Raw genomic sequence first — 26329 nt, 5'->3', positions numbered from 1 at the left:
GCTTGTTAATAGTCACTTGCGCTGGCTTACATTTAACGACAGACTATCGCCTCCATTTCAGGAGGGATTCATGGTTTTGCATTCCACACGCTGGCTGGCGCTCAGCTATTTCACCTACTTTTTTAGCTACGGTATTTTTCTGCCTTTCTGGAGCGTCTGGCTCAAAGGGATTGGCCTTACGCCAGAAACCATTGGCGTACTGCTGGGTGCCGGGCTGGTTGCGCGTTTTCTGGGAAGTCTGTTAATTGCGCCGCGCGTCAGTGATCCCTCCTTACTGATTAAAGCCGTGCGTATTCTGGCGCTGCTGACGCTGGTCTTTATGGCCTGCTTCTGGGTCAGTCATCAGTTTGCCTGGCTGATGGTAGTAATGGTGGGCTTCAACCTGTTCTTCTCTCCGTTGGTGCCGCTGACGGATGCGCTGGCGAATACCTGGCAAAAACAGATAACCATGGATTATGGCCGCGTTCGCCTGTGGGGATCGATTGCCTTTGTCATTGGCTCGGCGCTGGTGGGCAAGCTGGTCAGTCTCTACGATTATCGCGCCATTCTGGCGCTGTTGAGTGTCGGGATCGCCTCGATGCTGCTGGGCATGTTATTGCGTCCATCAGTGATGCCGCAGGGGGAAAGCCGACATCAGGAGAGCGCAGGCTGGCCGGCCTGGCGGGCGTTGGTCGTCCAAAGCTGGCGTTTTCTGGCGTGCGTGTGTCTTCTTCAGGGGGCACATGCGGCCTATTACGGTTTTAGCGCGATTTACTGGCAGGGGGCTGGATACTCGGCTTCAGCCGTGGGGTATCTCTGGTCGCTTGGTGTTGTCGCTGAGGTGATTATCTTTGCCCTGAGCAAAAAATTGTTCCGTCGCTTTGGGGCTCGTGACCTGCTGCTGCTTTCCGCCGTCTGTGGTGTGGCGCGCTGGGGCATTATGGGCTGGACGACAGAGCTGCCGTGGCTTATCGTGGCGCAAATCCTGCACTGTGGCACCTTCACGGTGTGTCATCTGGCTGCCATGCGCTATATCTCAGCCCGGGAAGGTGGGGATGTTATTCGCTTGCAGGCGGTCTATTCAGCCGTCGCGATGGGTGGCAGTATTGCCGTGATGACGGTATTTGCGGGCTTCCTGTATCAGCAGCTCGGCCACGGCGTATTCTGGGTCATGGCACTGGTCGCAGTGCCTGCAATGGTGGTACGTCCAAAAGTGGCGGCGCGGGTCTGATTACGACTCCAGCATCGCGCGAATATGTTCTTGCTGCTGCGCATTGAGTGTCTTAACGGCATGGATCAGTGGCGGTGAGAACAGCGGCAGCGCCGTGGGGTAGGGAGTGATAACCAGTGAGGCTTCACGCGGTGCTCCCTCCTTCTGAAAGGCCTGTAACGTCAGATAACGAATATTGAGCGGCAGCAGCGTCAGTTCACGTAGCTGTTGCTCAATTAACGCCTCGCACGCTTTATCATCCCCCGTTAACAGCACGACCTGTTTTTCGTGCAGATCGTTCTCCTGCATCAGCCAGGCACCAAAAATCACCGCCACCAGGCTCATCTCTTCTTCGGAAAAACGCAGCCCGAATTCCGCTTCCAGCTCAAACAACGACTCTTTGGTTGTGCGCAGCAGGCGTGGGTAAAGACGATGGATCTCTTCCGGCAGGCTGTTATCGATGCCGATATCAAATAAAGAGCGGTCAAGCGCCTGAGCCAGGTGGACATAAAGCTGATCGGTCAGCCCCTGCTCGTCGCTGAAATTCATCCCGGTCTGCGCCCGAAAGCGCGCAATCATGCGGACAATGGTGCGGCGCAAGCGCTGATCCTGCTGGTGCTTGTCCAGAACCGGATCGGGGGTGCGCAGCATCATAAACAGTAGCGACAAAAACAGTTGCTCATCGATATGCGGAGCCGAGGGTACCCGGCGTTTCCAGTGGCGAACAATCTCCTGTGCGGTGAAATACTCACCTCTGGACTGTGCCCAGTTGCGCTGAATATGGGTGAAGTGCGGCGTATTACCCTGATGATGTTGAATCAGACAATATTGTAAAAACAGCTGTAAAAACTGCACATCCCGGCATTCGAACTGGCGCTGAAGCCGACGCGAACAGAAGTTAATCAGCGCGCGCAGGTTGGTGTCATCGTACAGAGGGCGAGCAATACCGTGCCGTTTAAGTGCGGTTTTTAATGCTGGGGTAAACTGGTGAGACACAAACTGTGGGCAAAGCCTGAGCGCCCTGCGCAGCCAGTGCAGCAGGCATAAACGCTGATTCAGTGCGGTGCCCTCAATTCGGTAGCTGCCGTCATGATGCGTGACGATATCAAGCCGATGATAGCGCTGGATTTCATCGCGTGTCTCGGCTATATCTTGCCGTGCGATGGTGTCGTCTACCCCGTTGGCAGCCGTAATGCTCTGTGCGGTGACGGCAGCATCTGGCAGGTAAAGCATCAAAAGCACCTGGCAGCGGCGCTGCGAACTGGAAAGCACAGATGGTATCTCAAGCGTCGTCATCATCTGTCGGGTATCCAGTGTGAGTGTTTGGTAAGAATAGCTAAAGGATGTCGGCAATAAAGCGCAACGGGAACGCTTTCCTTCAGGATTGCAGGCGAACATCACAGAATTTTTGACGTGAGGAATTGATGCAAATAGTTAAACAAAGTGCTCTGGCGTTATTTTTGGCGGTTTTCACTTTTACCGTCAGCGCACATCCTCACAGTTTTATCAGCCTGAAAACAACGCTGGTGACAGACGGGACGCAGCTTAGCGGTCTTAAAATGCGCTGGACGATGGACGAAATCACCTCTGCTGACCTGCTTTATGATGCCGGAAACGCCAAACCCGGAGATGAAGTCTGGAAAAAACTGGCGGCGGAAGTGATGGCAAATGTGCTGGGTCAGCACTATTTCACCGAGTTCTGGCATAACGGCCAGAAGGTCAAATTCCTTAATCGCCCAACGGAATACGGGATGTCGCGTGAAGGGCATCAGGCGGTGCTGACGTTCGTGCTGCCGCTGGCGCAACCCCAGCCGCTGTCGGGGCAAAAGTATACCTTTTCAACCTTTGACCCAAGCTATTACGTCGATATGAGTTATGCCGAAGACAGCGATGCACAGCTGCCAACTGAGCTACAAAAACGCTGTACGCTGGCGGTTCATACCCCGAAACCCAGTGAAGAAACGCTTAACTTTGCCGTGTCTCTCGATAAAGAAGATGCTCCGCCAGAGGACATGGATCTGGGTAAACAGTTTGCACAGCAGGTGACGTTGCAATGTCAGTGATCTCTTCCCCCGTCAGAAAACCCCACCGCTGGTTGCAGCTTTGGCCGCTGGCCCTGTTTATGGTGTTGGCCGCAGGTGGTGCGTTTTGGCTGTGGCAAGCATGGCCACAGGTGATGATGAAAAGCATCCTCTGGCAGCGTGACGTTAATCAGCAGATGAGCGGGCTGCTAAAAGCCGTGGCGGATAACCCAGCTCAGGCGGGCGGATCGCTGCTGATTTTCAGCTTTCTGTATGGTGTTCTGCACGCGCTTGGCCCCGGACACGGCAAAATTGTGATTACCACCTGGCTTGCCACGCATCCCTCAAAGCTGAAATCGAGTATTGGCCTGACGCTGGCCTCCTCGCTGCTACAGGGGCTGGTGGCTATTGTGCTGGTGGTGGTTGTGCTGTCGCTTCTGCAACTCCCGGCGCGTCAGTTACATTTGAGCAGTTTCTGGCTGGAGAAGGGAAGCTACGCGCTGGTGGGCGTGCTGGGGCTGATCCTCTGCTGGCGGGCGCTGAAAAAATTGCGCGTCTTACTGCAAAAACCAAAATTCAAAACGTTCACTCCGCATCACGTTCACGATGCCCACTGCGGCTGTGGGCATCAGCATTTACCGACCCAGGAACAGCTGCAAAATGGCGACGACTGGCGCGCACGGTTGATGATTGTTCTCTCGATGGGGATGCGCCCGTGTTCGGGGGCGATAATGGTGCTGCTGTTCAGTAAGGTTATCGGTGTGTTTGGCTGGGGAATGATCTCCGCGCTGGCGATGGCAGCAGGGACATCTCTGACCATCTCTTCGCTGGCGTTGCTGGTCCACAGTTTCCGTCAGTTGGCGGTCAAACTGAGCGGCAACAAAACGCCGGTGTTGTGGCGACAGGTTGGCTGGACCACGCTTGCGCTGGCAGGTGGGGTTATTTTACTGGTTGCGGCGGTAACGATGTGGATGAGTGCTGTGCCGGTAGGAAGGGGATTGCGGCCGTTTTGACAGGGGCGGGCTGGTGCCCGCACCCTGATACTGAATTAACGCTTCAGCGCGTCGCTCAGTTCATCACGCATGTTTGCCAGCATGGCTTTAACAACGCGTGGGTTACCTGCAACGATGTTGCCGGTGGTCATGTAGTTGTGGCCGCCGGTGAAATCACACACCAGTGCACCTGCTTCACGCGCGATCAGCTCGCCCGCAGCAAAGTCCCACGGCTTCAGTGCCAGTTCGAAGTAACCGTCAACGCGACCGGTCGCAACGTAGGCCAGATCCAGCGCAGCAGAACCGGTGCGACGGAAATCAGCACATTCGGTGAACAGTTTGCCCAGGATATTCATATAGGTAGTTGCGTGCTGCTTCGCTTTGAACGGGAAGCCGGTCGCCAGAATGGTGCCGTCCAGGTCACGTGCATTGCTGCAACGCAGACGATAGCCGTTCAGCTGAGCGCCCTGGCCGCGGGTTGCGGTGAACAGTTCGTTACGCATTGGATCGTAGACAACGGCGACTTCAGTACGGCCTTTAATGCGTACTGCGATAGACACAGAGAAGTGTGGCAGGCGTTTTACGAAGTTGGTGGTGCCATCCAGTGGATCGATAACCCATTGAACATCCTGATCGGTACCTTCATGTTCACCGCTTTCTTCGGTGATGATGGTGTGCTGTGGGTAAGATTTGCGGATTGTTTCGATAATAATCGCTTCTGCGGCTTTATCGACGTTAGTCACGAAATCATTGCTGCCTTTCTGGCTGGTTTCTACGGAGTCTGGAGTTTCGTAGTGTTTGGCAATTACATTACCCGCCTTGCGCGCTGCGCGCACGGCGATGGTCAGCATCGGATGCATCGGTCTCTCTCACTGGATGTTAAAGAACATGAAAATCGGCGCAGAGTATAGCAGCGGGATCGGATTATGTCTCCCGATTATGATAATATGCCCGAATATTCTTCAGACACTGAATTCAGACACCAAAAACTATGCTGCAAAATATTCGAATCGTGCTGGTCGAAACATCGCATACCGGCAATATGGGCTCTGTCGCCCGCGCAATGAAAACCATGTGTTTAACCAATCTGTGGCTGGTTAACCCATTGGTCAAACCCGACTCCCAGGCAATCGCCCTGGCGGCCGGCGCCAGTGACGTTATCGGCAATGCCCAGATTGTTGATACCCTCGACGAAGCCCTGGCGGGTTGTAGCCTGGTGGTGGGCACCAGTGCGCGTTCGCGTACGCTGCCATGGCCAATGCTGGATCCGCGTGAATGCGGTCTGAAAAGCGTGGCGGAAGCTGAACAGGCGCCAGTTGCTTTGGTGTTTGGTCGTGAGCGCGTGGGCCTGACCAACGATGAACTGCAAAAATGCCATTATCACGTGGCGATTGCCGCAAACCCGGAATACAGCTCACTGAACCTGGCGATGGCGGTACAGGTCATTGCCTACGAAGTGCGCATGGCCTGGCTGGCAACGCAGGAGAAACCGGTAGAACAGAAAGAAGAGGCGGCTTACCCGCTGGTGGACGACCTTGAGCGTTTCTACGGCCACCTGGAGCAGACGCTGCTCTCAACCGGCTTTATCCGTGAAGGCCATCCGGGGCAGGTAATGAATAAGCTGCGTCGTATGTTTACCCGTGCGCGCCCGGAAAGTCAGGAGCTGAACATCCTGCGCGGGATCCTGGCGTCGATTGAGCAGAAGAATAAAGAGTAGTGCCGGTTTGTTTTCCCCTCTCCCCTTGGGAGAGGGCCGGGGAGGGCATCAGGCCGCACCCGACAAAAACGGCACGGAAGGTTAAATACCTGACTAAAACAGTCAAGTAAATAGTTGACCAATTTAGTCAGGAATGTCAGACTTGGCCCTGCTATGCAATACCCCCATTTTACAATAAAAAACCCCGGGCAGGGGCGAGTTTGAGGTTAAGTAAGACATGAGACTGACATCTAAAGGGCGTTATGCCGTGACCGCGATGCTGGACGTTGCGCTCAACTCCGAAGCGGGCCCGGTTCCGTTGGCTGATATTTCTGAACGACAAGGGATCTCCCTCTCTTATCTGGAACAGCTGTTCTCCAGACTGCGTAAAAATGGACTGGTTTCCAGCGTTCGTGGCCCAGGCGGCGGATATCTGCTGGGTAAAGACGCGAGCAGTATTGCGGTAGGCGAAGTGATTAGCGCAGTTGACGAATCCGTTGACGCGACCCGTTGCCAGGGTAAAGGCGGCTGCCAGGGCGGCGATAAATGCCTGACCCACGCGCTGTGGCGCGATCTGAGCGACCGTCTGACCGGCTTCCTGAACAACATCACTCTCGGTGAGTTGGTGAATAACCAGGAAGTCCTGGATGTGTCTGGTCGCCAGCACAGCCATGAATCACAACGCAGCACCCGCGCGCAAGACGCAATCGACGTTAAATTACGCGCCTAATTTGCCCGTTATATTTCGTGCCGCAACTGCGTTGGCCGCACTAGCTCGCCCCAGTCACTTACTTGATGTAAGCTCCTGGGACTCGCAAGTTTGCCGCCTTGCTGCAACACGAACTATTTAGGGCAAAAATTATAAGATTTCAGAATCAGGCCGGGGTGGAAACACCCCGTGTACTCGGTCGTACATCCAGCCGGTTGCCTGATTCCTTGCATTGAAGCGATGTACGGAGTTTATAGAGCAATGAAATTACCGATTTATCTCGACTACTCCGCAACCACGCCGGTGGACCCGCGTGTTGCCGAGAAAATGATGCAGTGTCTGACCCTGGACGGAAACTTTGGTAACCCAGCTTCCCGTTCACACCGTTTTGGCTGGCATGCTGAAGAGGCGGTAGATATCGCCCGTAATCAGATTGCTGACCTGGTGGGTGCCGATCCGCGTGAAATCGTATTCACCTCCGGTGCAACCGAATCCGACAACCTGGCGATCAAAGGTGCAGCCAACTTCTATCAGAAAAAAGGCAAGCACGTTATCACCAGCAAAACCGAACACAAAGCCGTGCTGGATACCTGCCGCCAGCTGGAGCGTGAAGGGTATGAAGTCACCTACCTGGCGCCACAGAGCAACGGTATCATCGACCTGAAAGAGCTCGAAGCGGCAATGCGTGAAGACACCATTCTGGTTTCCATCATGCACGTGAACAACGAAATCGGCGTCGTGCAGGATATCGCGACCATCGGCGAAATGTGCCGTGCGCGCGGAATCATCTATCACGTTGACGCAACTCAGAGCGTGGGCAAACTGCCTATCGACCTGAGCCAGCTGAAAGTGGACCTGATGTCCTTCTCTGGCCACAAAATCTATGGCCCGAAAGGTATTGGCGCACTGTATGTTCGTCGTAAGCCACGTATTCGTATCGAAGCACAGATGCACGGCGGCGGTCACGAGCGCGGAATGCGTTCCGGTACTCTGCCTGTTCACCAGATCGTGGGCATGGGCGAAGCGTACCGCATTGCGAAAGAAGAGATGGAAACCGAGATGGCGCGTCTGCGCACTCTGCGTAACCGTCTGTGGGACGGCGTGAAAGATATGGAAGAAGTGTATCTGAACGGCGATCTGGAGCAGGGCGCACCAAACATCCTCAACGTGAGCTTCAACTATGTTGAAGGCGAATCGCTGATCATGGCGCTGAAAGACCTGGCTGTTTCTTCTGGCTCTGCATGTACTTCTGCAAGCCTCGAGCCATCCTACGTGCTGCGCGCGCTGGGGATGACCGACGAGCTGGCACACAGCTCTATCCGTTTCTCTTTAGGTCGTTTCACTACCGAAGAAGAGATTGACTACACCATCAAGCTGGTTCGCAACTCCATCGGCCGTCTGCGTGACCTTTCTCCACTGTGGGAAATGTTCAAACAGGGCGTGGATCTGAACAGCATTGAATGGTCACATCACTAATCGGTACATAAGGAGAATTCAATCATGGCATACAGCGAAAAAGTTATTGATCATTACGAGAACCCACGCAACGTTGGCTCTTTTGACAACAGCGATGAATCCGTAGGTAGCGGCATGGTCGGTGCACCGGCGTGTGGCGACGTGATGAAGTTGCAGATTAAAGTCAACAATGAAGGTATCATTGAAGACGCGCGCTTCAAGACCTATGGCTGCGGTTCTGCAATTGCGTCCAGCTCACTTGTGACCGAGTGGGTAAAGGGCAAGTCTCTGGACGAAGCACAGGCAATCAAAAACACCGATATTGCTGACGAACTCGAACTGCCGCCGGTGAAAATTCACTGCTCTATCCTGGCAGAAGACGCGATCAAAGCCGCTATTGCGGATTACAAAAGCAAACGTGAAGCAAAATAATTGAGGTTTGAGTATGTCGATTACCCTTAGCGACAGCGCTGCCGCGCGAGTAAGCGCCTTCCTGGCGAACCGTGGTAAAGGCTATGGCCTGCGACTGGGCGTACGTACCTCCGGCTGTTCTGGTATGGCTTACGTACTGGAGTTTGTTGATGAACCGGCGTCTGACGACACCGTGTTTGAAGACAAGGGCGTGAAGGTGGTGGTCGATGGCAAGAGCCTGCAATTCCTCAATGGCACTCAACTGGACTTTGTAAAAGAAGGCCTGAACGAAGGGTTTAAATTCACGAACCCTAACGTAAAAGACGAGTGCGGTTGCGGCGAAAGCTTCCACGTTTGATCGTGCGTCATCCGATGAACCCCACCGCAGGAATCTGTGCGTGGGGTTTGTTTTAATCGGCTACCCCTGAGATTGTTATGGATTACTTCACCCTCTTCGGATTACCCGCTCAGTACACTGTCGATATTCCGACCCTGACGGTCCGTTTTCAGGATCTGCAACGTCAGTACCATCCGGATAAATTTGCCAGTGGTACTCAGTCAGAGCAATTGGCGGCCGTATCGCAATCTGCGACCATCAATCAGGCCTGGCAGACGCTGCGTAATCCGTTAACCCGCGCAGAGTACTTACTCTCCCTTCACGGATTTGATCTGGCGAGCGAACAGCACACCGTGCGCGATACCGCATTTCTGATGGAACAGCTGGAGCTGCGTGAAGAGCTGGATGAGATAGACCAGGCGAAAGACGAAACCCGGCTGGCGCGCTTTATCAAACGTGTCAAAGAGATGTTTGATACCCGCCATCAGCAGATGGTTGAACAATTGAATAACGAGACATGGGACGTAGCGGCGGACACAGTACGCAAGCTCCGTTTTCTCGATAAACTGCGAAGCAGCGCTGAACAACTCGAAGAAAAGCTGCTCGATTTTTGATTCTGGAAGCTCAACATGGCCTTATTACAAATTAGTGAGCCTGGTTTAAGTGCTGCACCGCACCAGCGTCGTCTGGCGGTGGGCATTGATTTAGGTACCACCAATTCCCTCGTGGCGACCGTGCGTAGCGGCCAGGCGGAAACGCTGGCAGACGCAGACGGCCGCCATTTGCTGCCATCTGTGGTCCACTATCATCAGCAGGGCCACTCGGTCGGCTACGATGCACGCACTAACGCTGCGCGCGATCCGGCCAACACCATCAGCTCTGTCAAACGCATGATGGGCCGCTCGCTGGCCGATATCCAGGCCCGTTATCCGCATCTGCCGTATCAATTACAGGCAAGTGAAAACGGCCTGCCGATGATCGCCACCACCGCCGGTTTACTGAACCCGATTCGTGTGTCTGCGGACATCCTCAAAGCGCTGGCGGCTCGCGCCACAGCCACGCTTGAAGGTGAACTGGACGGCGTGGTGATCACCGTTCCCGCCTATTTTGATGATGCACAGCGTCAGGGCACCAAAGACGCTGCGCGTCTGGCGGGCCTGCACGTACTGCGCCTGCTGAACGAACCGACGGCCGCTGCCATTGCCTATGGCCTGGACTCCGGTCAGGAAGGGGTGATTGCAGTTTACGATCTGGGCGGCGGGACGTTTGATATCTCTATCCTGCGCTTAAGCCGCGGTGTATTTGAAGTGCTGGCCACCGGCGGTGACTCTGCGCTCGGCGGTGATGACTTCGATCATCTGCTGGCGGATCACATTCGCGAGCTGGCGGGTATTACCGATCGTAGCGATGCGCGCGTGCAGCGTGAACTGCTGGATGCGGCGGTTGAAGCCAAAATTGCACTGAGCGACGCCCAGACTGTCACCGTGAATGTGGCGGGCTGGCAGGGTGACATCACCCGTGAACAGTTTAATGATCTGATTACCTCGCTGGTGAAACGCACACTTCTGGCCTGCCGCCGCGCGCTGAAAGACGCGGGCGTCGAAGCGGAAGAAGTACTTGAAGTGGTCATGGTGGGGGGCTCCACACGTGTGCCGCTGGTGCGTGAACGCGTGGGTGAATTCTTTGGCCGCACGCCGCTGACCTCCATCGACCCGGACAAAGTGGTCGCGGTGGGCGCCGCAATCCAGGCTGATATTCTGGTCGGCAACAAGCCGGACAGCGAAATGCTGCTGCTGGACGTCATTCCACTTTCCCTGGGGCTGGAAACCATGGGTGGCCTGGTAGAGAAAGTGATCCCGCGTAACACCACCATTCCGGTGGCGCGTGCGCAGGAGTTCACCACCTTTAAAGACGGTCAGACCGCGATGTCCATCCACGTGATGCAGGGCGAACGCGAACTGGTGCAGGACTGCCGTTCTCTGGCTCGCTTTGCGCTGCGCGGTATTCCGGCGCTGCCTGCGGGCGGGGCGCACATTCGCGTGACCTTCCAGGTGGATGCGGACGGCCTGCTGAGCGTCACAGCGATGGAAAAATCGACCGGTGTTGAATCGTCCATCCAGGTGAAGCCGTCTTACGGCCTGACCGATGGCGAAATCGCGACCATGATTCAGGATTCAATGAGCTACGCCGAACAAGACGTGAAGGCGCGAATGCTGGCTGAACAGAAAGTTGAAGCCGCACGCGTGCTGGAAAGCCTGGTTGGCGCACTCACTGCCGATGCCGCGCTGTTAAGCGCCGCTGAGCGTCAGGTGATCGACGAAGCTGCCGCGCACTTACGTGCCGTAGCGCAAGGCGATGACGCTGATGCAATAGAAAAAGCCATTAAAAACGTTGATAAACAAACCCAGGACTTCGCCGCTCGCCGCATGGACAAATCTGTCCGCGTCGCGCTGAAAGGCCAGTCCGTGGACGAGGTTTAATATGCCAAAGATTGTTATTTTGCCTCATGCGGACCTCTGTCCGGATGGCGCTGTTCTGGAAGCGAAGACCGGTGAAACCATTCTCGATGTTGCCCTGCGTAACGGTATCGAAGTGGAACACGCCTGTGAAAAATCCTGTGCCTGCACCACGTGTCACTGCGTAGTGCGTGAAGGTTTCGACTCTCTTGCTGAGAGCACCGAAGACGAAGACGACATGCTGGATAAAGCATGGGGTCTGGAGCCAGACAGCCGTTTAAGCTGCCAGGCGCTGGTAACCGATGAAGATCTGGTCGTGGAATTCCCACGCTACACCATCAACCACGCACGCGAGCACTAATATGGGACTGAAGTGGACAGACAGCCGTGAAATCGGCGAAGCGCTCTACGACGCGAACCCGGATCTCGATCCAAAGACCGTACGATTCACCGACATGCACCAGTGGATCTGCGATTTAGAGGATTTTGACGACGATCCAAACGCATCCAATGAAAAAATTCTGGAGGCGATTCTGTTAGTCTGGTTAGATGAAGCAGAGTAAATCACTTAACGGGCTGCCTTCAGGCGGCCCGTTTGCTAATAAGGATAAATAAAATGACCGAAGCGATGAAGATTACGCTCTCCACACAGCCTGCTGACGCGCGCTGGGGCGAGAAAGCCACCTACAGCATCAACAACGACGGCATTACCCTGCACCTGACAGGCAAAGATGACACCGGCCTGATCCAGCGCGCCGCGCGTAAAATTGACGGCCTGGGCATTAAACATGTTTCTCTGGACGGCGAAGGCTGGGATACCGATCGCAGCTGGGCGTTCTGGGCAGGTTATAAAGGTCCGAAAGGCACCCGTAAAATTGAGTGGGCGAACCTCGATGAAGCCGGCCAGAAAGAGCTGGAAAGCCGTCTGACCATTATCGACTGGGTGCGTGACACCATCAACGCTCCGGCTGAAGAGTTAGGCCCGGAGCAGCTGGCACAGCGCGCGGTTGACCTGCTGTGCGGCGTGGCGGGTGACAAAATGTCTTACCGCATCACCAAAGGCGAAGATCTGCGCGAGCAGAACTACATGGGTATTCACACCGTGGGTCGCGGCTCTGAACGTCCTCCTGTGCTGCTGGCGCTGGATTACAACCCAACCGGCGACAAAACAGCGCCCGTCTTTGCCTGTCTGGTCGGTAAAGGTATTACCTTCGATACCGGCGGTTACAGCCTGAAGCAGAGCGCGTTCATGGATTCCATGAAGTCCGATATGGGCGGCGCAGCCACCATCACTGGTGCACTGGCGTTTGCGATTACCCGCGGTCTGAACAAGCGCGTGAAACTGTACCTGTGCTGCGCCGACAATATGGTCAGCGGCAATGCCTTCAAGCTGGGCGACATCATTCGCTACCGCAACGGCAAAAACGTCGAAGTGATGAACACCGACGCCGAAGGCCGTCTGGTGCTGGCCGATGGCCTGATCGACGCTTGCGCCCAGAAACCCGAGCTGATTATCGATATGGCAACGCTGACCGGTGCGGCGAAAACTGCCCTGGGCAACGACTACCATGCGCTGTTCAGCTTTGACGACAAACTGGCTGCCCGCCTGCTGGCAAGCGCTGCCGCAGAGAACGAGCCGTTCTGGCGTCTGCCGCTGGCCGAGTTCCACCGCAGCCAACTGCCGTCTAACTTTGCCGAACTGAACAACACCGCGAGCGCGGCGTACCCGGCAGGTGCAAGCACCGCCGCGGGCTTCCTGTCTCACTTCGTTGAGAACTACCACGAAGGCTGGCTGCACATCGACTGCTCCGCAACGTACCGTAAAGCGGCAGTTGAGCAGTGGTCTGCGGGCGCGACCGGTCTGGGTGTGCGTACCGTGGCGAACCTGCTGACGGCTGAGTAATCTCATTGCCCTCACCCTAACCCTCTCCCTCAAGGGAGAGGGCCGGGGTGAGGGGGAAAATGCACCATCTGGAATTGTTATGTCCGAAACCAAAAACGAATTAGAAACCCTGCTGGAACAGGCGGCGACCGAGCCCGCGCATCGTCCGGCATTTTTCCGTACCTTGCTGGAATCCACCGTCTGGGTGCCAGGCACGCCAGCGGAAGGTGAGCAGGTTGTGGAAGACAGTGCGCTGGATCTGCTGCACTGGGAGAAAGACGACGGCACCTCTGTTATCCCGTTCTTCACCTCTCTTGAAGCACTCCAGGAAGCGGTTGAAGACGAACAGGCGTTTGTGGTGATGCCGGTGCGCACGCTGTTTGAAATGACGCTGGGCCAGACGCTGTTCCTGAACGCCAAACTGCCGACCGGGAAAGAGTTCACCCCGCGTGAAATCAGCCATCTGATTGGCGAAGAGGGCAACCCGCTCAGCACGCAGGAAGTGATTGAAGGTGGCGAAACGCTGCTGTTGTCTGAAGTGGCGGAACCGCCAGCACAGATGATTGACTCCCTGACCACGCTGTTCAAAACCATCAAGCCGGTAAAACGCGCGTTCCTGTGCTCCATTAAAGAGAGCGCGGAAGAGCAGCCGGTGCTGCTGATTGGTATTGAAGCCGACGGTGAAATCGATGAGATCATTCAGGCGGCCGGGAACGTAGCCACTGACACACTGCCAGGTGATGAGCCGATTGATATCTGTCGCGTTGTGAAAGGTGAGAAGGGCATCAGCCACTTTATTACTGAACACATCACCCCGTTCTATGAACGTCGCTGGGGCGGTTTCCTGCGCGATCTGAAAACCAATCGCATTATCTGATAGCACTGGGGTGAGCACTCACCCCGTTGCTTCCAACAGCAGTAAATCCATCAACAGCACCAGGTTAGACTCGAACGACGTCACGCCAGCGGCTTCGGCGGCGTAATGCACCGCTTCGTCATACAACGCGAAATGCAGATCCGCCATACCTGCCAGGGTATTTGCCGAGGCGCGGGTAAAGGCCACCACCGTCATGCCAACGTTTTTGGCAATCCGCGCTTTATCCAGCACCTGTTCCGTTTCGCCACTGCGCGACACGGCGATAAACACCTGATAACGAGCAGCGTTACTCAGAAAAATATTCCTGCTGTCGCCGGGCCCGGAAATAAAGGCCGTTTTGCCCAACACCTGCAATTTCTTGGTGAGGTACTCGGCAAAAAGATACGAAAACCCTGCACCGTAGAGAAAGAAACTCTCTTTCTGGCGCAACAGGTCGGCAAACTGCTGGCGTTTTGCTTGCGTAACCCACTGGAATGTCTGCTGATAATTCGCAATAAACTGGCTGAACAGGGCAGGCAATTCCGGGAGGTCATTCCTTTGCGCAGTAATGTGTGGCGTGTCTGAAAGAAGCTGTTTGCAGTGCCAGATAAACTCGCTAAAACCGCTAAACCCCAGCTTCTGGCACAGGCGCATAATGGTGGCGGTAGAGACGAATGTCGCCTGCGCCAGCTCGCGCACCGTGATGTTACCCACCAGCAGCGGATGTTCCGTGAGGTGGGCGAGCACGCGATACTCCGCGCGGGTCAATGACTCCCCGCGCGTTAAGAGCGTTATCAGGCGGTTATCCATTATTTGGCAGGTTCAACCGGCAAATCGTCACGGGCACCCCATTCGCTCCAGGCGCCATCGTACAGTGATACATCATTCGCACCGAGGGTTGCCAGCGCCAGGATCACCACACAGGCCGTCACGCCGGAACCACAACTGGCGATAATCGGACGCTGCAAATCCACACCCTGACGAGCAAAAATGGCCTGTAGTTCGTCGGTGGTTTTCAGTTCGCCCTCAAACACCAGATCGCCCCACGGTACGTTCAGCGCGCCGGGGATGTGTCCACGCTTGAGGCCCGGGCGCGGTTCATCCGCTTCGGCGTTGAAACGCGGTGCAGGGCGAGCATCGACGATTTGCGCTGTTTTTTCATGGCTTACTACCAGCACATCGGTCAGACGTTTTACGATAGTGGCATCAAACGTGGCGTCGAAATCCCCTTCTGGCAACGTCACGTCACCCTGCTGGAACGGCAGCTCATCGCGTTTCCAGGCGGCGAGTCCGCCAGCCAGAATCGAAACTTTTTCCGCACCGAAGTTCTTCAACATCCACCACGCGCGCGGGGCGGAGAAGAGATTGCCTTCGTCATAGACAACCAGATGCTTGTCGCGGCTGATGCCAAGCTCGCGCATCGCCACGGAAAAGGCTTCTGGGCGCGGCAGCATGTGCGGCAGGGGAGAAGTGTGGTCAGAGAGGGCTTCAATATCAAAAAATACTGCGCCAGGCAGATGCCCTGCACGGTACTCACCGGGAACGTCGCGATGCTCTTGCCCCGGCGGGGCCATGCGCGCGTCTATAATCTGGACTTCCGGGTCGTCGCTGTGTTCAATCAACCAGTCGGCGGCGACAAAATATGAGGTGGACATGGGTGCCTCCATTCTTTTCCGTAAAAAAGGATTGTCGGTGTTTTTTCTGACACCGACAAGCACACCACGTTCAACTCGCGAGCAACGCCTTATTTTTTCACCGCTTCGCCGTTATTCCAGGCTTTTTGCAGCGCAGGCCAGTAATCACGGTTAGCCTCTATCATCTCATCGAGAATCGCTTTTGCATGTTCCATAGTGGGCACAGTACGGTTCAGGGTGAATGCCTGCAACGCTTTTTCATAGTTGCCCTCTATAGTGGCTTCCACCAGCAGCTGTTCAGAAGCCAGTTGCTGTTGCAGCAACGTCTGGTGGAACAGCGGCACCTGGCCCACGCGTATAGGCTCCGGCCCTTCTGAGGTGATATAGGCTGGCACTTCCACCACGGCATCGTACGGTAGATTAGTAATCGCCCCGCGGTTTTCCACCATCACCAGATGGCGCTGGCGCAAGTTGAAGGCCAGCGAGCAGGCAACATCAACAATGAATTCACCGTGCACACCTACGTGGAAGGCGTCCGACAGTACGCCAGTGCGCTTGTACTCTTCTGCGGCCGCGAACAGCTTTTTCTCGCGCCCGTTCATCACTTCGTTAGCGCGGGTGTATTCCGGGTTCTGGTGCTCGACAATCTGGTTCGGCATCAGGTAGTACTGCAGATACGGGTTCGGCAGATAATCCGGGAAATTGTCCATGATCGGTTTGATGTTGCGCCAGGTCTTCACCCATGACGGATCGGAATGCTGCGGGTCGGTTTTCGCGGCATCTTCCGTCAGCAGGCCAAACTTTGCGATATGTCGACGCAGCTCCGGCAGCTTATCTTCGCCATCCACCAGCACGCGGGTAAACCAGCCGAAGTGGTTCAGACCAAAGTAGTCCACTTCCAGCTTGTGGCGATCGACACCCAGAATCGCCCCCATATTACGCATCGCGGCCACCGGCATATCGCAGATGTTCAGCACGCGGGCGTTCGGACGCAGACGACGCACGCCTTCCGCGACGATCGCCGCCGGGTTGGAGTAGTTTACGATCCACGCTTTTTCATGCGCGTAGCGATCCACTAAATCGATAAGCTCTACCATCGGCAGGATGGTGCGCAGGCCGTACGCCAGCCCGCCGGGGCCGCAGGTTTCTTGCCCAACCACGCCGTGACGCAATGGGATCTTCTCATCCTGCTCGCGCATTTTGTACTGGCCAACGCGCATCTGGGCGAAGACAAAGTGTGCGCCGCTGAAAGCCACTTCCGGGTTGCTGGTGACGGTAAATTTAATGCTCTGGCTGTGGTCGCGAATAACTTTCTCTACCACCGGCGCAATGGTGTTCTGACGCGCGTCGTCAATATCGTAGAGGCGTATTTCTGCCAGCGGGAAATCCTGCAGGCGTACCATCAGGCTTTTCACGATGCCCGGCGTATAAGTACTACCGCCACCGGCAATAGAGAGAATAAACGGGGGTTTAAACATCTTTAGCTCCTTTCAGAGAAACGTCTCAACGGCTTCTCGCATTTTTTTGACATGCAGCCCGTAGACCACCTGAACGTTGTTACCTTGTTTGATAATCCCTTTCGCGCCGGTCGCCTTGAGGCGCGGTTCGTCGATGATTGCGACATCCTTCACCGTGACGCGTAAGCGGGTGTAGCAGTTATCCACCACTTCAATATTTTCCCGGCCACCCAGGCCTGACACGATTGACTCACCCAGCCCATCGTTGTTGCCTTTCGCCTGGTATTCCTGCTTGCTGTAGAGCCGTGTTTCTTGTTCGTCATCTTCACGGCCTGGCGTCTTCATGTTGAAACGCAGGATCAGGAAGCGGAACACCACGAAGTAGAGCGCGAACATAATCAGCCCAACCACGAGGTACATTGGCCAGTTGGATTTCTTTGTGCCGAGCGGCAGGTTGTAAAGAATGAAATCAATAATCCCGTTAGCGCCAATCGCATGAACGCCAAACAGCGAGAAGAGCATCATGCCGATGCCGGTCAGCACCGCGTGCACCACGAACAGCAGGGGGGCAACAAACAGGAACGAGAACTCAATCGGCTCGGTCACTCCCACCAGCAGAGAGGTCAGGGCGGCCGGGATAAGAATCGCTTTTGCCGCAGCCTTGCGTTCTGGCTTCGCGGTCATATACATCGCCAGCGCCGCCGCAGGCAGGCCAAACATCTTGCTGATGCCACGCGCATCCCACACTACCGTGCTGCTGAGCTGTTTCACCTGTGGGCAAGCCATCTCGGCAAAGTAGATATTGCGCGCACCCTGGTAGGTTGCACCGCAGACCTCTTGCGTCCCGCCCAGTTCGGTATACAGGAACGGCGTATAGACCAGATGGTGCAAACCGGTTGGCACCAGAATGCGCTCCAGGAAGCCGTAGATTGCAACACCAAATGGGCCGGAACCTTTTATTGCCAGTGCCAGGGTGCTAATGCCATGTTGGGCAAATGGCCAGAGTTCACTCATCACCACGCCGAGGAGCATAGAAACGGGAAGCATCACAATGGCGACAAAACAGTGGCCGGAATAAATCGCCATCGCGCCATTAAACTGTACGCTGGCGTATTTGTTGTACAGGTAGCCGGAGAGCGCTCCGGTCAGGATCCCGGCAAAGACGCCCATCTCCAGTACCTGAACCCCCAGCACCATGGCTTGTCCGGCCGCTTTCATCTGATCTACCGGAGCAAGCTCGCCCTGCAATTGCAGCGTGACATTCATGGCATTGATAAACACCACAAAGGTCACCAGACCAATCAGGGCGGCGTAGCCTTTATCACGGGTCGCCAGGCCAATTGGGATACCCACGGCAAAGACCAGCGCCAGGTTAACCAGCACTGACACGGCAGATTTGGCGATAAGTTGCCCCAGGCTCTGGATTAACGGGTGGCCGAGAAATGGCAGATAGTCTGCCAGGTTACCGTTACCCAGCACGTTACCCAGTGCGATAAAAAGGCCGACAATCGGTAAGATAAGTACCGGTCCGTACAGTGATTTTCCGAAATTTTGTAGGGCGTTCACGGCTCGTTTCATGGCTATCTCTCTTATTGAACCGCGCACTCGGTGTGCGTCTTGGGCCTTAAACTAGCAGGCAACTGGCGGGTTCATCTAGCTATCTGCTTGTTTTAAAAACAAATGACGTGAAAGGTAACATGTGACGTTTGAGGGTGTGATCGGCGTTGCAGCACCGGTTGTGAGGTATCAACTCTTTGCGAGGTGCTTTCCAGAATCTCAATTTAGACTTTTTGTATTAATGAAACTTGCGGATAATACTTAACCGGATGACGACCAACAGGCCCGATGGGCCAGGGATAAAGGATGAAACCGTTTCGTTTAGCCGCGATCTCTCTCGCGCTGCTTACCGCTTTTACGCTTGTCGGCTGTGATAACGGCGACGATAAACCACAGGCTTCGGCCCCGGCACCTGCAACCGCCAGTTCATCGAATGAGAACACCCCGGCAAAACCCGATAGCGCGCAGTTGGCGAAGCTGGCCTCTGCCAGCCAGGGTAAACCTCTCACCTTACTGGATGCATCTGAAATCCAGCTCGACGGCGCGGCTACGTTAGTTCTGACATTCTCTGTCCCGCTCAATCCCGACCAGGATTTTGCAAAGACGGTGCACGTAGTGGACAAGAAAAGCGGCAAAGTGGATGGCGCGTGGGAGCTGGCACCCAACCTGAAAGAACTGCGTCTGCGTCACCTCGAGCCGAACCGCAATCTTGTGGTTACCGTCGAACGCGACCTACTGGCGCTGAACAAAGCCACCTTTGGCATTGATTACGAAAAAGCGATCACCACCCGGGATGTTGAACCGACGGTCGGTTTTGCCAGCCGCGGCTCGCTGCTGCCTGGAAAAGTGGTGGAAGGGCTGCCGGTGATGGCGCTCAACGTCAACAACGTGGATGTTAATTTCTACCGCGTGAAGCCAGAGTCCCTGGCATCGTTTGTCAGCCAGTGGGAATACCGTAACTCGCTCACCAACTGGGAGTCTGACAATCTGCTCAAAATGGCCGATCTGGTCTATACCGGCCGTTTTGATCTCAACCCGGCGCGAAACACGCGGGAAAAACTGCTGCTACCCCTGAGTGATATCAAACCGCTGCAACAGTCCGGCGTATATATCGCCGTGATGAACCAGGCGGGACATTACAACTACAGCAATGCGGCAACCCTCTTTACCCTGAGCGACATTGGTCTGTCCGCTCACCGTTATCATAATCGCCTCGATATCTTTACCCAGAGTCTGGAAAACGGCGCGGCGCAGGCCGGTATTGAGGTCGCATTACTCAACGATAAAGGCCAGACGCTGGCACAGGGCACCAGCGATGCTGACGGCCACGCCAGGCTTGAGACCGATAAAGAAGCTGCGTTAATACTGGCGCGCAAAGACGGGCAGACCACGCTGCTCGACCTGAAACTTCCGGCGCTGGATCTGGCTGAATTTGATATCGCCGGTGCGCCGGGTTACAGCAAACAGTTCTTTATGTTTGGCCCGCGCGATCTCTATCGCCCGGGTGAAACCGTTATTCTCAACGGCCTGCTGCGTGACAGTGACGGTAAGCCACTGCCTGCACAACCGGTGAAACTTGATGTGCTGCGCCCGGACGGACAGGTGGCACGCACCCTGGTGGTTCAGCCAGAAAACGGTCTGTATCGCTTTACCTATCCGCTGGACAGCGGGGCGCAAACCGGTATGTGGCATATACGCGCCAATACCGGCGATAACCTGCAACGGATGTGGGATTTCCACGTCGAAGATTTTATGCCGGAGCGAATGGCGTTAAATCTGACTGGGCAAAAAACGCCGGTGTCCCCGGCAGATGACGTCAGGTTTGATGTGACGGGCTATTACCTGTATGGCGCGCCCGCCAACGGAAACAGCCTGCAAGGGCAGTTATTCCTGCGTCCTCTGCGTGAGGCCGTGTCGGCACTGCCGGGCTTCCAGTTTGGCGATATCGCGGAAGAGAACCTGACCCGCAGCCTGGATGAAGTGCAGCTCACGCTTAACGAGCAGGGCCGGGGTGAGGTATCAGCGGAAAGCCAGTGGAAAGAGGCGCACTCGCCGTTACAGGTGATCCTGCAAGCCAGCCTGCTGGAATCCGGCGGCCGTCCGGTGACTCGTCGCGCAGAGCAGGCCATCTGGCCAGCGCAAACCTTGCCGGGGATCCGCCCGGAGTTTGCCAGCAAAGCGGTATATGACTACCGCACAGACACCACCGTCAATCAGCCTATTGTGGATGAAAACAGCAACGCTGGTTTTGATATCGTCTATGCCGATGCCAGCGGAGCGAAAAAAGCGGTTTCAGGGCTACAGGTCCGGCTTATCCGCGAACGTCGGGATTACTTCTGGAACTGGTCAGAAACTGACGGATGGCAGTCTCAGTTTGATCAAAAAGATCTGGTTGAAGGTGAGCAATCCCTCGATATCGCCGCCGATCAGACCGGTAAAGTGACCTTCCCGGTGGAGTGGGGCTCTTATCGTCTGGAGGTCAAAGCCCCGGATGATACGGTCAGTAGCGTGCGTTTCTGGGCTGGTTACAGCTGGCAAGATAACAGCGATGGAACAGGCGCAGCGCGTCCCGACCGTGTGACGCTGAAGCTGGATAAACCGTCTTACCAGCCTGGCGACACCATTAATCTTCACATTGCCGCACCTGCCGCAGGCAAAGGCTACGCGATGATTGAATCCAGCGAAGGGCCGCTGTGGTGGAAAGAAATCGATGTTCCGGCCAACGGTCTTGAGCTGGCTATTCCGGTGGATAAAGCCTGGAAGCGTCACGATCTGTATCTCAGCACGCTGGTGGTGCGTCCGGGCGATAAATCTAAATCGGCCACGCCAAAACGCGCTGTTGGGCTGCTGCACCTGCCAATGGGTGACGAAAATCGTCGCCTGAATATTGCGCTCGATAACCCGCAAAAAATGCGCCCAAATCAGACGCTGTCGGTGAAAGTGAAAGCCAGCGTGAAAGAGGGCGCGGTGCCACAGAAAGCCAACGTGCTGGTTTCTGCGGTGGATAGCGGCGTGCTGAGCATTACGGATTACGTCACGCCAGATCCGTGGCAGGCGTTCTTTGGGCAGAAGCGTTATGGTGCAGATATTTATGATATCTACGGCCAGGTTATCGAAGGCCAGGGCCGTATGGCGGCGCTGCGTTTTGGTGGTGATGGTGATGAACTGAAACGCGGTGGTAAACCGCCGGTGAATCACGTCACCATTATCGCCCAGCAGGCGCAACCCGTAGAGCTTGATGCCAACGGCGAAGGCACCATTACGATGCCGATTGGTGATTTCAACGGCGAATTACGTCTGATGGCGCAGGCCTGGACGGAAGACGACTTTGGCAGCAGCGAAAGCAAAGTGATTGTCGCGGCGCCAGTTATCGCTGAACTGAACACGCCACGCTTCCTCGCCAGCGGTGATACCTCAAGGTTAACGCTGGATGTCACAAACCTGACCGATCAACCGCAGACCCTGAACGTTGCCTTAACGGCATCCGGTTTGCTGAGCCTGGAAAGCGCGCAGCCGCAGCCGGTTAAGCTGGCACCAGGCGTGCGAACCACCCTGTTTATCCCGGTTAGGGCGCTCGCGGGTTATGGCGACGGTGAAATTACCGCTCAGGTAACAGGGCTTACGCTTCCGGGTGAAACCTTCGCACCGCAGCAAAAAAGCTGGAAAATCGGCGTTCGTCCGGCGTTCCCGGCCCAGACGGTAAATACGGGAGCAATGCTGAACCCGGGTGAGTCCTGGACTGCACCTGCTCAGCATATCAATGGGTTAGCTCCTGCGACCTTGCAGGGGCAGATGTTGCTTAGCGGTAAACCACCGTTGAACTTGGCACGCTATATTCGTGAGTTGCAGGCTTATCCATATGGTTGTCTTGAGCAGACGACCAGTGGCCTGTTCCCGTCGCTTTATACCAACGCCGCACAACTGACGGCGCTGGGCATTAAAGGGGATAGCGATGATAAGCGTCGTGCTGCGATCGACATCGGAATATCTCGTCTGTTGCAAATGCAGCGTGATAACGGCGGCTTTGCGCTCTGGGATAAAAATGGTCAGGAGGAGTACTGGCTCACCGCCTATGTGACCGATTTCCTGGTGCGTGCTGGAGAGCAGAGCTACAGCGTTCCGGCCGATGCCATCAATAATGCCAATAACCGCCTGCTGCGCTATTTGCAGGATCCGGGCATGATGTCAATTCGCTATAGCGACGATACTCAGGCCAGCAAATTTGCGGTTCAGGCTTATGCCGCGCTGGTGCTGGCACGTCAGCAAAAAGCACCGCTCGGCGCATTGCGGGAAATCTGGGATCGTCATGGTCAGGCGGCGTCTGGTTTGCCACTGATGCAGCTCGGCATGGCGTTAAAACTGATGGGGGATGCGCCACGCAGCCAGCAGGCGCTGGATCTGGCCATCAAAACGCCGCGTAACGATAGCAAAAACTGGATGGCCGATTACGGCAGTGCGCTTCGCGACAACGCGCTGATGCTCTCCCTGCTGGAAGAGTACAAACTGCTGCCGGATGCGCAAAACACCTTGCTGAACACACTTTCTGAACAGGCGTTTAGCCAGCGCTGGCTCTCCACCCAGGAGAGTAATGCGCTGTTCCTCGCTGGCCGTGCATTGCCGACGCTTTCCGGCACCTGGCAGGCCACGAGCAGTCTGGCGGATAAACCACTCAGCGGCGACAATGCGCAGGTGCAAAACGTCAATGGCGACCAGCTCGGTGCGTTGCAGGTGACCAACACCGGCACGACGCCGCTCTGGATCCGCCTTGATAGCAGCGGATACCCGGAATATGCGCCTCAGCCGTCATCCAATGTCTTGCAGATCGAACGGCATATTCTGGCTACCGATGGCAGCACCAAATCGCTCTCTTCGCTGAAGAGTGGTGAGCTGGTGCTGGTATGGCTTGATGTGAAAGCCAGCCAGAACGTCCCGGATGCGCTGGTGGTTGATTTGCTCCCGGCAGGGCTGGAGCTGGAGAATCAGAATCTGGCAAACAGCAGCGCCAGCTTGCAGGACAGCGGAAGCGAGGTGCAGAACCTGCTGACGCAAATGCAGCAGGCGGATATTCAGCATATGGAGTTCCGCGACGATCGCTTTGTGGCGGCGGTTCCTGTCAGTGAGGGCCAGCCGGTAACGCTGGTTTATCTGGCGCGCGCTGTAACGCCTGGGACCTATCAGGTGCCAGCCCCGATGGTGGAATCCATGTATGTTCCGCAGTGGCGGGCAACGGGTGCGGCAAGTGGCCCGCTGATTGTCGTTCCATAACATGCAGATAGTCCGTCTGACACGCTCCCGCTGGCTTCAGCTCGCGGGAGCGCTTCTCGTTTTATGGGGGCTGATCATTGCCGCCGATCGCCTGTGGCCGTTACCGCTCAAAGAGGTTAATCCCGCGCGCGTGGTGGTGGATGAGCAGGGGACGCCACTGTGGCGCTTTGCCGACAGCGAAGGGATCTGGCGTTATCCGGTGACCATTGAAGAAGTTTCTCCGCGCTATCTCGACGCCCTGATCCAGTATGAAGACCGCTGGTTCTGGGATCATCCCGGCGTTAACCCTTTTTCCGTGCTGCGTGCGGCCTGGCAGGATCTGAGCTCCGGCAAAGTGGTGTCCGGGGGAAGCACGCTCACCATGCAGGTTGCACGATTACTCGACCCGCATCCGCGTACCTTTGGCGGTAAAATCCGCCAGCTCTGGCGGGCTGTTCAGCTCGAATGGCATCTTTCAAAACGCGATATTCTGACGCTCTATCTGAATCGTGCACCCTTTGGCGGCACGTTGCAGGGGGTGGGCGCGGCCAGCTGGACTTATCTTGGTAAACCGCCCTCGCAGCTAAGCTATTCGGAAGCCGCGTTGCTGGCCGTTTTGCCCCAGGCACCAAGCCGGTTGCGCCCTGACAGATGGCCGGGGCGTGCCGAAGCCGCGCGCAATAAAGTGCTCGACAGAATGGTGACTCAGGGCGTCTGGTCAGCTCAGCAGGTTAAAGAGTCCCGTGAAGAGGCCGTCTGGCTGGCGCCACGGCAAATGCCGCAGCTGGCACCGCTTTTTTCGCGGATGATGCTCGGCAAAAGCCGGGACAACAAAATCATCACCACGCTGGATGCGTCATTGCAGCGACAGCTTGAGGAGCTGGCGCTTAACTGGAAGGCGCGCCTGCCGGAAAGAAGCTCTCTGGCGATGATCGTCGTCGATCATACCGACATGAAAGTGCGCGGCTGGGTAGGTTCCGTGGATATCAACGACGATAGCCGGTTCAGCCACGTGGACATGGTCAATGCGATCCGATCGCCGGGCTCGGTGCTCAAACCCTTTATCTATGGCATGGCGCTGGACGAGGGGCTGATCCATCCTGCGTCACTGCTACAGGATGTGCCGCGCCGCACCGGGGATTATCGGCCCGGTAATTTCGACAGCGGATTTCATGGGCCCGTCAGTATGAGCGAAGCGCTGGTGCGATCGCTGAATCTCCCGGCGGTGCAGGTGCTGGAAGCCTACGGGCCAAAACGTTTTGCCGGAATGCTCAGCAATGCCGGGCTTCCGCTTATTCTGCCTGCGGGTGCTCAGCCCAATTTATCGCTCATCCTGGGGGGCGCAGGAGCAAGGCTTGCGGATATCACCGCTGCCTACAGCGCGTTTGCCCGTCACGGCAAAGCGGCAAAACTGCGTGTCCGGCCAGGCGATCCGATCCTGGAGCGCCCTTTGTTGTCACCGGGTGCGGCGTGGATTATTCGCCGGATCCTGGCAAACGAGGCACAACCACTGCCGGATGGTGCGCTGCCACAGGTGGTGCCGCTTGCGTGGAAAACCGGCACCAGTTATGGCTATCGGGATGCCTGGGCTATCGGCCTTAATGCCCGCTATATCATTGGGATCTGGACCGGACGGCCGGACGGTACGCCAGTAGCTGGACAGTTTGGCTTCGCGAGTGCGGTTCCGTTGCTCAATCAGGTGAATAACATGCTTCAGTCTCGCTCAACGATTGCTGAAGCGCGTCTGCCGCGCGACCCACGTCCGGCATCGGTTGGGCGCGGTGTTATCTGCTGGCCTGGCGGGCAGTCTCTGCCGGAAGGTAGCGAGAACTGCCGCCGTCGCCTTTCGACCTGGCTACTGGATGGCAGCGAGCCACCTACGTTGCTGCTGCCGGAGCAGGAAGGCGTTCGCGGTATCCGCTTCCCCATCTGGCTGAGTAAAGAGGGCAAGCGTGTTGCCGCGGATTGCCCGGATGCCACAGAGAAGGTTGTGGACGTGTGGCCGCTGCCGTTGGAACCGTGGCTCCCGGCAGCCGAGCGGCGGGCGGCAAGGATCCCCGCGGCGTCTGCGGTTTGTCCGCCGTTAGCGCAGGACTCTCCGGCACCGCTTATCCTCTCTGGCGTGCGTGAAGGGGCCGTTATCAAGCGTCTGCCGGGGGAAGCACGTGTGTCGCTGCCTCTCCTGGCTAGTGGCAGTAGCGGCGAACGCTGGTGGTTTTTAAATGGTGAACCGCTGGATGTGAAAGGAAGGGTTTACACTTTACAGCTTGATAAGTCAGGTGATTATCAGTTACTGGTAATGGATGATGCAGGTCAGGTAACAACGGTGAACTTTACGCTTCAGTAGCGAAATGGTGGCCTTTAGATGTGAGCTGTTGCTAAAACTCATCTTATTTTAAAAAAATGTTACTTAGATCCGTAGGCAATGGCGCT

22 protein-coding genes are annotated in these 26329 nt (G+C 56.1%); 16 read left to right on the top strand and 6 right to left on the bottom strand.

Features of this window, described 5'->3' with window-relative positions:
• Positions 1-70: 70 nt before the first annotated feature.
• The gene (locus tag M987_RS22500) at positions 71-1210 is read left to right on the top strand and encodes a 3-phenylpropionate MFS transporter (protein ID WP_014071356.1); all 1140 of its coding nucleotides are present in this window, start codon (positions 71-73) and stop codon (positions 1208-1210) included.
• On the opposite strand, the gene csiE is transcribed toward M987_RS22500, so the two are convergent.
• Entirely contained in the window at positions 1211-2488 is a 1278-nt protein-coding gene (gene csiE, locus M987_RS22495) for a stationary phase inducible protein CsiE (RefSeq protein WP_014071355.1), read from the bottom strand.
• 125 nt (positions 2489-2613) lie between these two features.
• Here csiE and M987_RS22490 point away from each other — a divergent pair, with 125 nt between their 5' ends.
• Positions 2614-3252, top strand: coding sequence for a DUF1007 family protein (locus M987_RS22490; protein ID WP_014071354.1), 639 nt, complete (start codon positions 2614-2616; stop codon positions 3250-3252).
• Complete coding sequence (locus tag M987_RS22485) at positions 3243-4223, top strand: nickel/cobalt transporter (protein ID WP_014071353.1); 981 nt, start codon at positions 3243-3245, stop codon at positions 4221-4223. Before M987_RS22490 ends, M987_RS22485 begins: the two co-directional genes overlap by 10 nt.
• A gap of 35 nt (positions 4224-4258) precedes the next feature.
• On the opposite strand, the gene suhB is transcribed toward M987_RS22485, so the two are convergent.
• Entirely contained in the window at positions 4259-5062 is an 804-nt protein-coding gene (gene suhB, locus M987_RS22480) for an inositol-1-monophosphatase (protein ID WP_014071352.1), read from the bottom strand.
• Between the two features lie 131 nt (positions 5063-5193).
• On the opposite strand from suhB, the gene trmJ reads away from it, so the two are divergent.
• The 11 genes from trmJ to sseB all read left to right on the top strand — a co-directional run bounded on the left by trmJ (position 5194) and on the right by sseB (position 14025).
• The gene (gene trmJ / locus M987_RS22475) at positions 5194-5919 is read left to right on the top strand and encodes a tRNA (cytosine(32)/uridine(32)-2'-O)-methyltransferase TrmJ (RefSeq protein WP_014071351.1); all 726 of its coding nucleotides are present in this window, start codon (positions 5194-5196) and stop codon (positions 5917-5919) included.
• A 217-nt stretch (positions 5920-6136) separates the two neighbouring features.
• Entirely contained in the window at positions 6137-6628 is a 492-nt protein-coding gene (gene iscR / locus M987_RS22470) for a Fe-S cluster assembly transcriptional regulator IscR (protein WP_014071350.1), read from the top strand.
• A gap of 240 nt (positions 6629-6868) precedes the next feature.
• Positions 6869-8083, top strand: coding sequence for a cysteine desulfurase (gene iscS, locus M987_RS22465; RefSeq protein WP_014071349.1), 1215 nt, complete (start codon positions 6869-6871; stop codon positions 8081-8083).
• 24 nt (positions 8084-8107) lie between these two features.
• Positions 8108-8494 (top strand): Fe-S cluster assembly scaffold IscU, encoded by a 387-nt coding sequence (gene iscU, locus M987_RS22460; protein ID WP_005120408.1) that lies wholly within the window; start codon positions 8108-8110, stop codon positions 8492-8494.
• Positions 8495-8507: 13 nt separating this feature from the next.
• A complete protein-coding gene (gene iscA, locus M987_RS22455; protein WP_014071348.1) occupies positions 8508-8831 on the top strand; it encodes an iron-sulfur cluster assembly protein IscA in 324 nt (107 codons plus the stop codon).
• A 77-nt stretch (positions 8832-8908) separates the two neighbouring features.
• Complete coding sequence (gene hscB, locus M987_RS22450) at positions 8909-9424, top strand: co-chaperone HscB (RefSeq protein ID WP_014071347.1); 516 nt, start codon at positions 8909-8911, stop codon at positions 9422-9424.
• A gap of 15 nt (positions 9425-9439) precedes the next feature.
• A complete protein-coding gene (gene hscA, locus M987_RS22445; protein WP_014071346.1) occupies positions 9440-11290 on the top strand; it encodes a Fe-S protein assembly chaperone HscA in 1851 nt (616 codons plus the stop codon).
• Position 11291: 1 nt separating this feature from the next.
• Positions 11292-11627: an ISC system 2Fe-2S type ferredoxin gene (fdx, locus tag M987_RS22440; RefSeq protein WP_014071345.1), complete on the top strand. Its 336-nt coding sequence runs from the start codon at positions 11292-11294 to the stop codon at positions 11625-11627.
• Position 11628: 1 nt separating this feature from the next.
• A complete protein-coding gene (gene iscX / locus M987_RS22435) occupies positions 11629-11829 on the top strand; it encodes a Fe-S cluster assembly protein IscX (RefSeq protein WP_003860650.1) in 201 nt (66 codons plus the stop codon).
• Positions 11830-11882: 53 nt separating this feature from the next.
• Positions 11883-13169, top strand: coding sequence for an aminopeptidase PepB (gene pepB / locus M987_RS22430; RefSeq protein ID WP_014071344.1), 1287 nt, complete (start codon positions 11883-11885; stop codon positions 13167-13169).
• 79 nt (positions 13170-13248) lie between these two features.
• Positions 13249-14025: an enhanced serine sensitivity protein SseB gene (gene sseB / locus M987_RS22425; RefSeq protein ID WP_014071343.1), complete on the top strand. Its 777-nt coding sequence runs from the start codon at positions 13249-13251 to the stop codon at positions 14023-14025.
• Positions 14026-14043: 18 nt separating this feature from the next.
• On the opposite strand, the gene M987_RS22420 is transcribed toward sseB, so the two are convergent.
• The 4 genes from M987_RS22420 to M987_RS22405 form a co-directional block, all read right to left on the bottom strand.
• Positions 14044-14814: a MurR/RpiR family transcriptional regulator gene (locus tag M987_RS22420; protein ID WP_014071342.1), complete on the bottom strand. Its 771-nt coding sequence runs from the start codon at positions 14812-14814 to the stop codon at positions 14044-14046.
• Positions 14814-15659 carry a 3-mercaptopyruvate sulfurtransferase gene (gene sseA, locus M987_RS22415; protein ID WP_014071341.1) on the bottom strand — a complete coding sequence of 282 codons (846 nt, stop codon included), beginning with the start codon at positions 15657-15659 and terminating at the stop codon, positions 14814-14816. Before sseA ends, M987_RS22420 begins: the two co-directional genes overlap by 1 nt.
• Positions 15660-15748: 89 nt before the next feature.
• Positions 15749-17116, bottom strand: a complete 1368-nt coding sequence (locus M987_RS22410) for a 6-phospho-alpha-glucosidase (protein ID WP_014071340.1) — start codon at positions 17114-17116, stop codon at positions 15749-15751.
• Positions 17117-17128: 12 nt separating this feature from the next.
• Positions 17129-18673: a PTS transporter subunit EIIC gene (locus M987_RS22405; protein WP_014071339.1), complete on the bottom strand. Its 1545-nt coding sequence runs from the start codon at positions 18671-18673 to the stop codon at positions 17129-17131.
• A 285-nt stretch (positions 18674-18958) separates the two neighbouring features.
• Between M987_RS22405 and M987_RS22400 the strand changes: the two genes are divergently transcribed.
• Together M987_RS22400 and pbpC are read left to right on the top strand one after the other, a co-directional pair.
• Entirely contained in the window at positions 18959-23917 is a 4959-nt protein-coding gene (locus M987_RS22400) for an alpha-2-macroglobulin family protein (RefSeq protein ID WP_014071338.1), read from the top strand.
• Position 23918: 1 nt separating this feature from the next.
• Positions 23919-26243 (top strand): peptidoglycan glycosyltransferase PbpC, encoded by a 2325-nt coding sequence (gene pbpC, locus M987_RS22395; protein ID WP_014071337.1) that lies wholly within the window; start codon positions 23919-23921, stop codon positions 26241-26243.
• Positions 26244-26329 lie beyond the last annotated feature (86 nt).

This window comes from Enterobacter soli ATCC BAA-2102, from assembly GCF_001654845.1.
GTDB lineage: Bacteria > Pseudomonadota > Gammaproteobacteria > Enterobacterales > Enterobacteriaceae > Enterobacter > Enterobacter soli.
Note: the sequence above shows the minus strand (reverse complement) of the source record. Positions and strands in the feature narration are given on the sequence as shown.

What these genes read in the sequence shown, in the direction of transcription:
- M987_RS22500 (WP_014071356.1), top strand. Translation starts at nt 71, where the DNA reads ATGGTTTTGCATTCCACACGCTGGCTGGCGCTCAGCTATTTCACCTAC.
- csiE (WP_014071355.1), bottom strand. Translation starts at nt 2,488, where the DNA reads ATGATGACGACGCTTGAGATACCATCTGTGCTTTCCAGTTCGCAGCGC.
- M987_RS22490 (WP_014071354.1), top strand. Translation starts at nt 2,614, where the DNA reads ATGCAAATAGTTAAACAAAGTGCTCTGGCGTTATTTTTGGCGGTTTTC.
- M987_RS22485 (WP_014071353.1), top strand. Translation starts at nt 3,243, where the DNA reads ATGTCAGTGATCTCTTCCCCCGTCAGAAAACCCCACCGCTGGTTGCAG.
- suhB (WP_014071352.1), bottom strand. Translation starts at nt 5,062, where the DNA reads ATGCATCCGATGCTGACCATCGCCGTGCGCGCAGCGCGCAAGGCGGGT.
- trmJ (WP_014071351.1), top strand. Translation starts at nt 5,194, where the DNA reads ATGCTGCAAAATATTCGAATCGTGCTGGTCGAAACATCGCATACCGGC.
- iscR (WP_014071350.1), top strand. Translation starts at nt 6,137, where the DNA reads ATGAGACTGACATCTAAAGGGCGTTATGCCGTGACCGCGATGCTGGAC.
- iscS (WP_014071349.1), top strand. Translation starts at nt 6,869, where the DNA reads ATGAAATTACCGATTTATCTCGACTACTCCGCAACCACGCCGGTGGAC.
- iscU (WP_005120408.1), top strand. Translation starts at nt 8,108, where the DNA reads ATGGCATACAGCGAAAAAGTTATTGATCATTACGAGAACCCACGCAAC.
- iscA (WP_014071348.1), top strand. Translation starts at nt 8,508, where the DNA reads ATGTCGATTACCCTTAGCGACAGCGCTGCCGCGCGAGTAAGCGCCTTC.
- hscB (WP_014071347.1), top strand. Translation starts at nt 8,909, where the DNA reads ATGGATTACTTCACCCTCTTCGGATTACCCGCTCAGTACACTGTCGAT.
- hscA (WP_014071346.1), top strand. Translation starts at nt 9,440, where the DNA reads ATGGCCTTATTACAAATTAGTGAGCCTGGTTTAAGTGCTGCACCGCAC.
- fdx (WP_014071345.1), top strand. Translation starts at nt 11,292, where the DNA reads ATGCCAAAGATTGTTATTTTGCCTCATGCGGACCTCTGTCCGGATGGC.
- iscX (WP_003860650.1), top strand. Translation starts at nt 11,629, where the DNA reads ATGGGACTGAAGTGGACAGACAGCCGTGAAATCGGCGAAGCGCTCTAC.
- pepB (WP_014071344.1), top strand. Translation starts at nt 11,883, where the DNA reads ATGACCGAAGCGATGAAGATTACGCTCTCCACACAGCCTGCTGACGCG.
- sseB (WP_014071343.1), top strand. Translation starts at nt 13,249, where the DNA reads ATGTCCGAAACCAAAAACGAATTAGAAACCCTGCTGGAACAGGCGGCG.
- M987_RS22420 (WP_014071342.1), bottom strand. Translation starts at nt 14,814, where the DNA reads ATGGATAACCGCCTGATAACGCTCTTAACGCGCGGGGAGTCATTGACC.
- sseA (WP_014071341.1), bottom strand. Translation starts at nt 15,659, where the DNA reads ATGTCCACCTCATATTTTGTCGCCGCCGACTGGTTGATTGAACACAGC.
- M987_RS22410 (WP_014071340.1), bottom strand. Translation starts at nt 17,116, where the DNA reads ATGTTTAAACCCCCGTTTATTCTCTCTATTGCCGGTGGCGGTAGTACT.
- M987_RS22405 (WP_014071339.1), bottom strand. Translation starts at nt 18,673, where the DNA reads ATGAAACGAGCCGTGAACGCCCTACAAAATTTCGGAAAATCACTGTAC.
- M987_RS22400 (WP_014071338.1), top strand. Translation starts at nt 18,959, where the DNA reads ATGAAACCGTTTCGTTTAGCCGCGATCTCTCTCGCGCTGCTTACCGCT.
- pbpC (WP_014071337.1), top strand. Translation starts at nt 23,919, where the DNA reads ATGCAGATAGTCCGTCTGACACGCTCCCGCTGGCTTCAGCTCGCGGGA.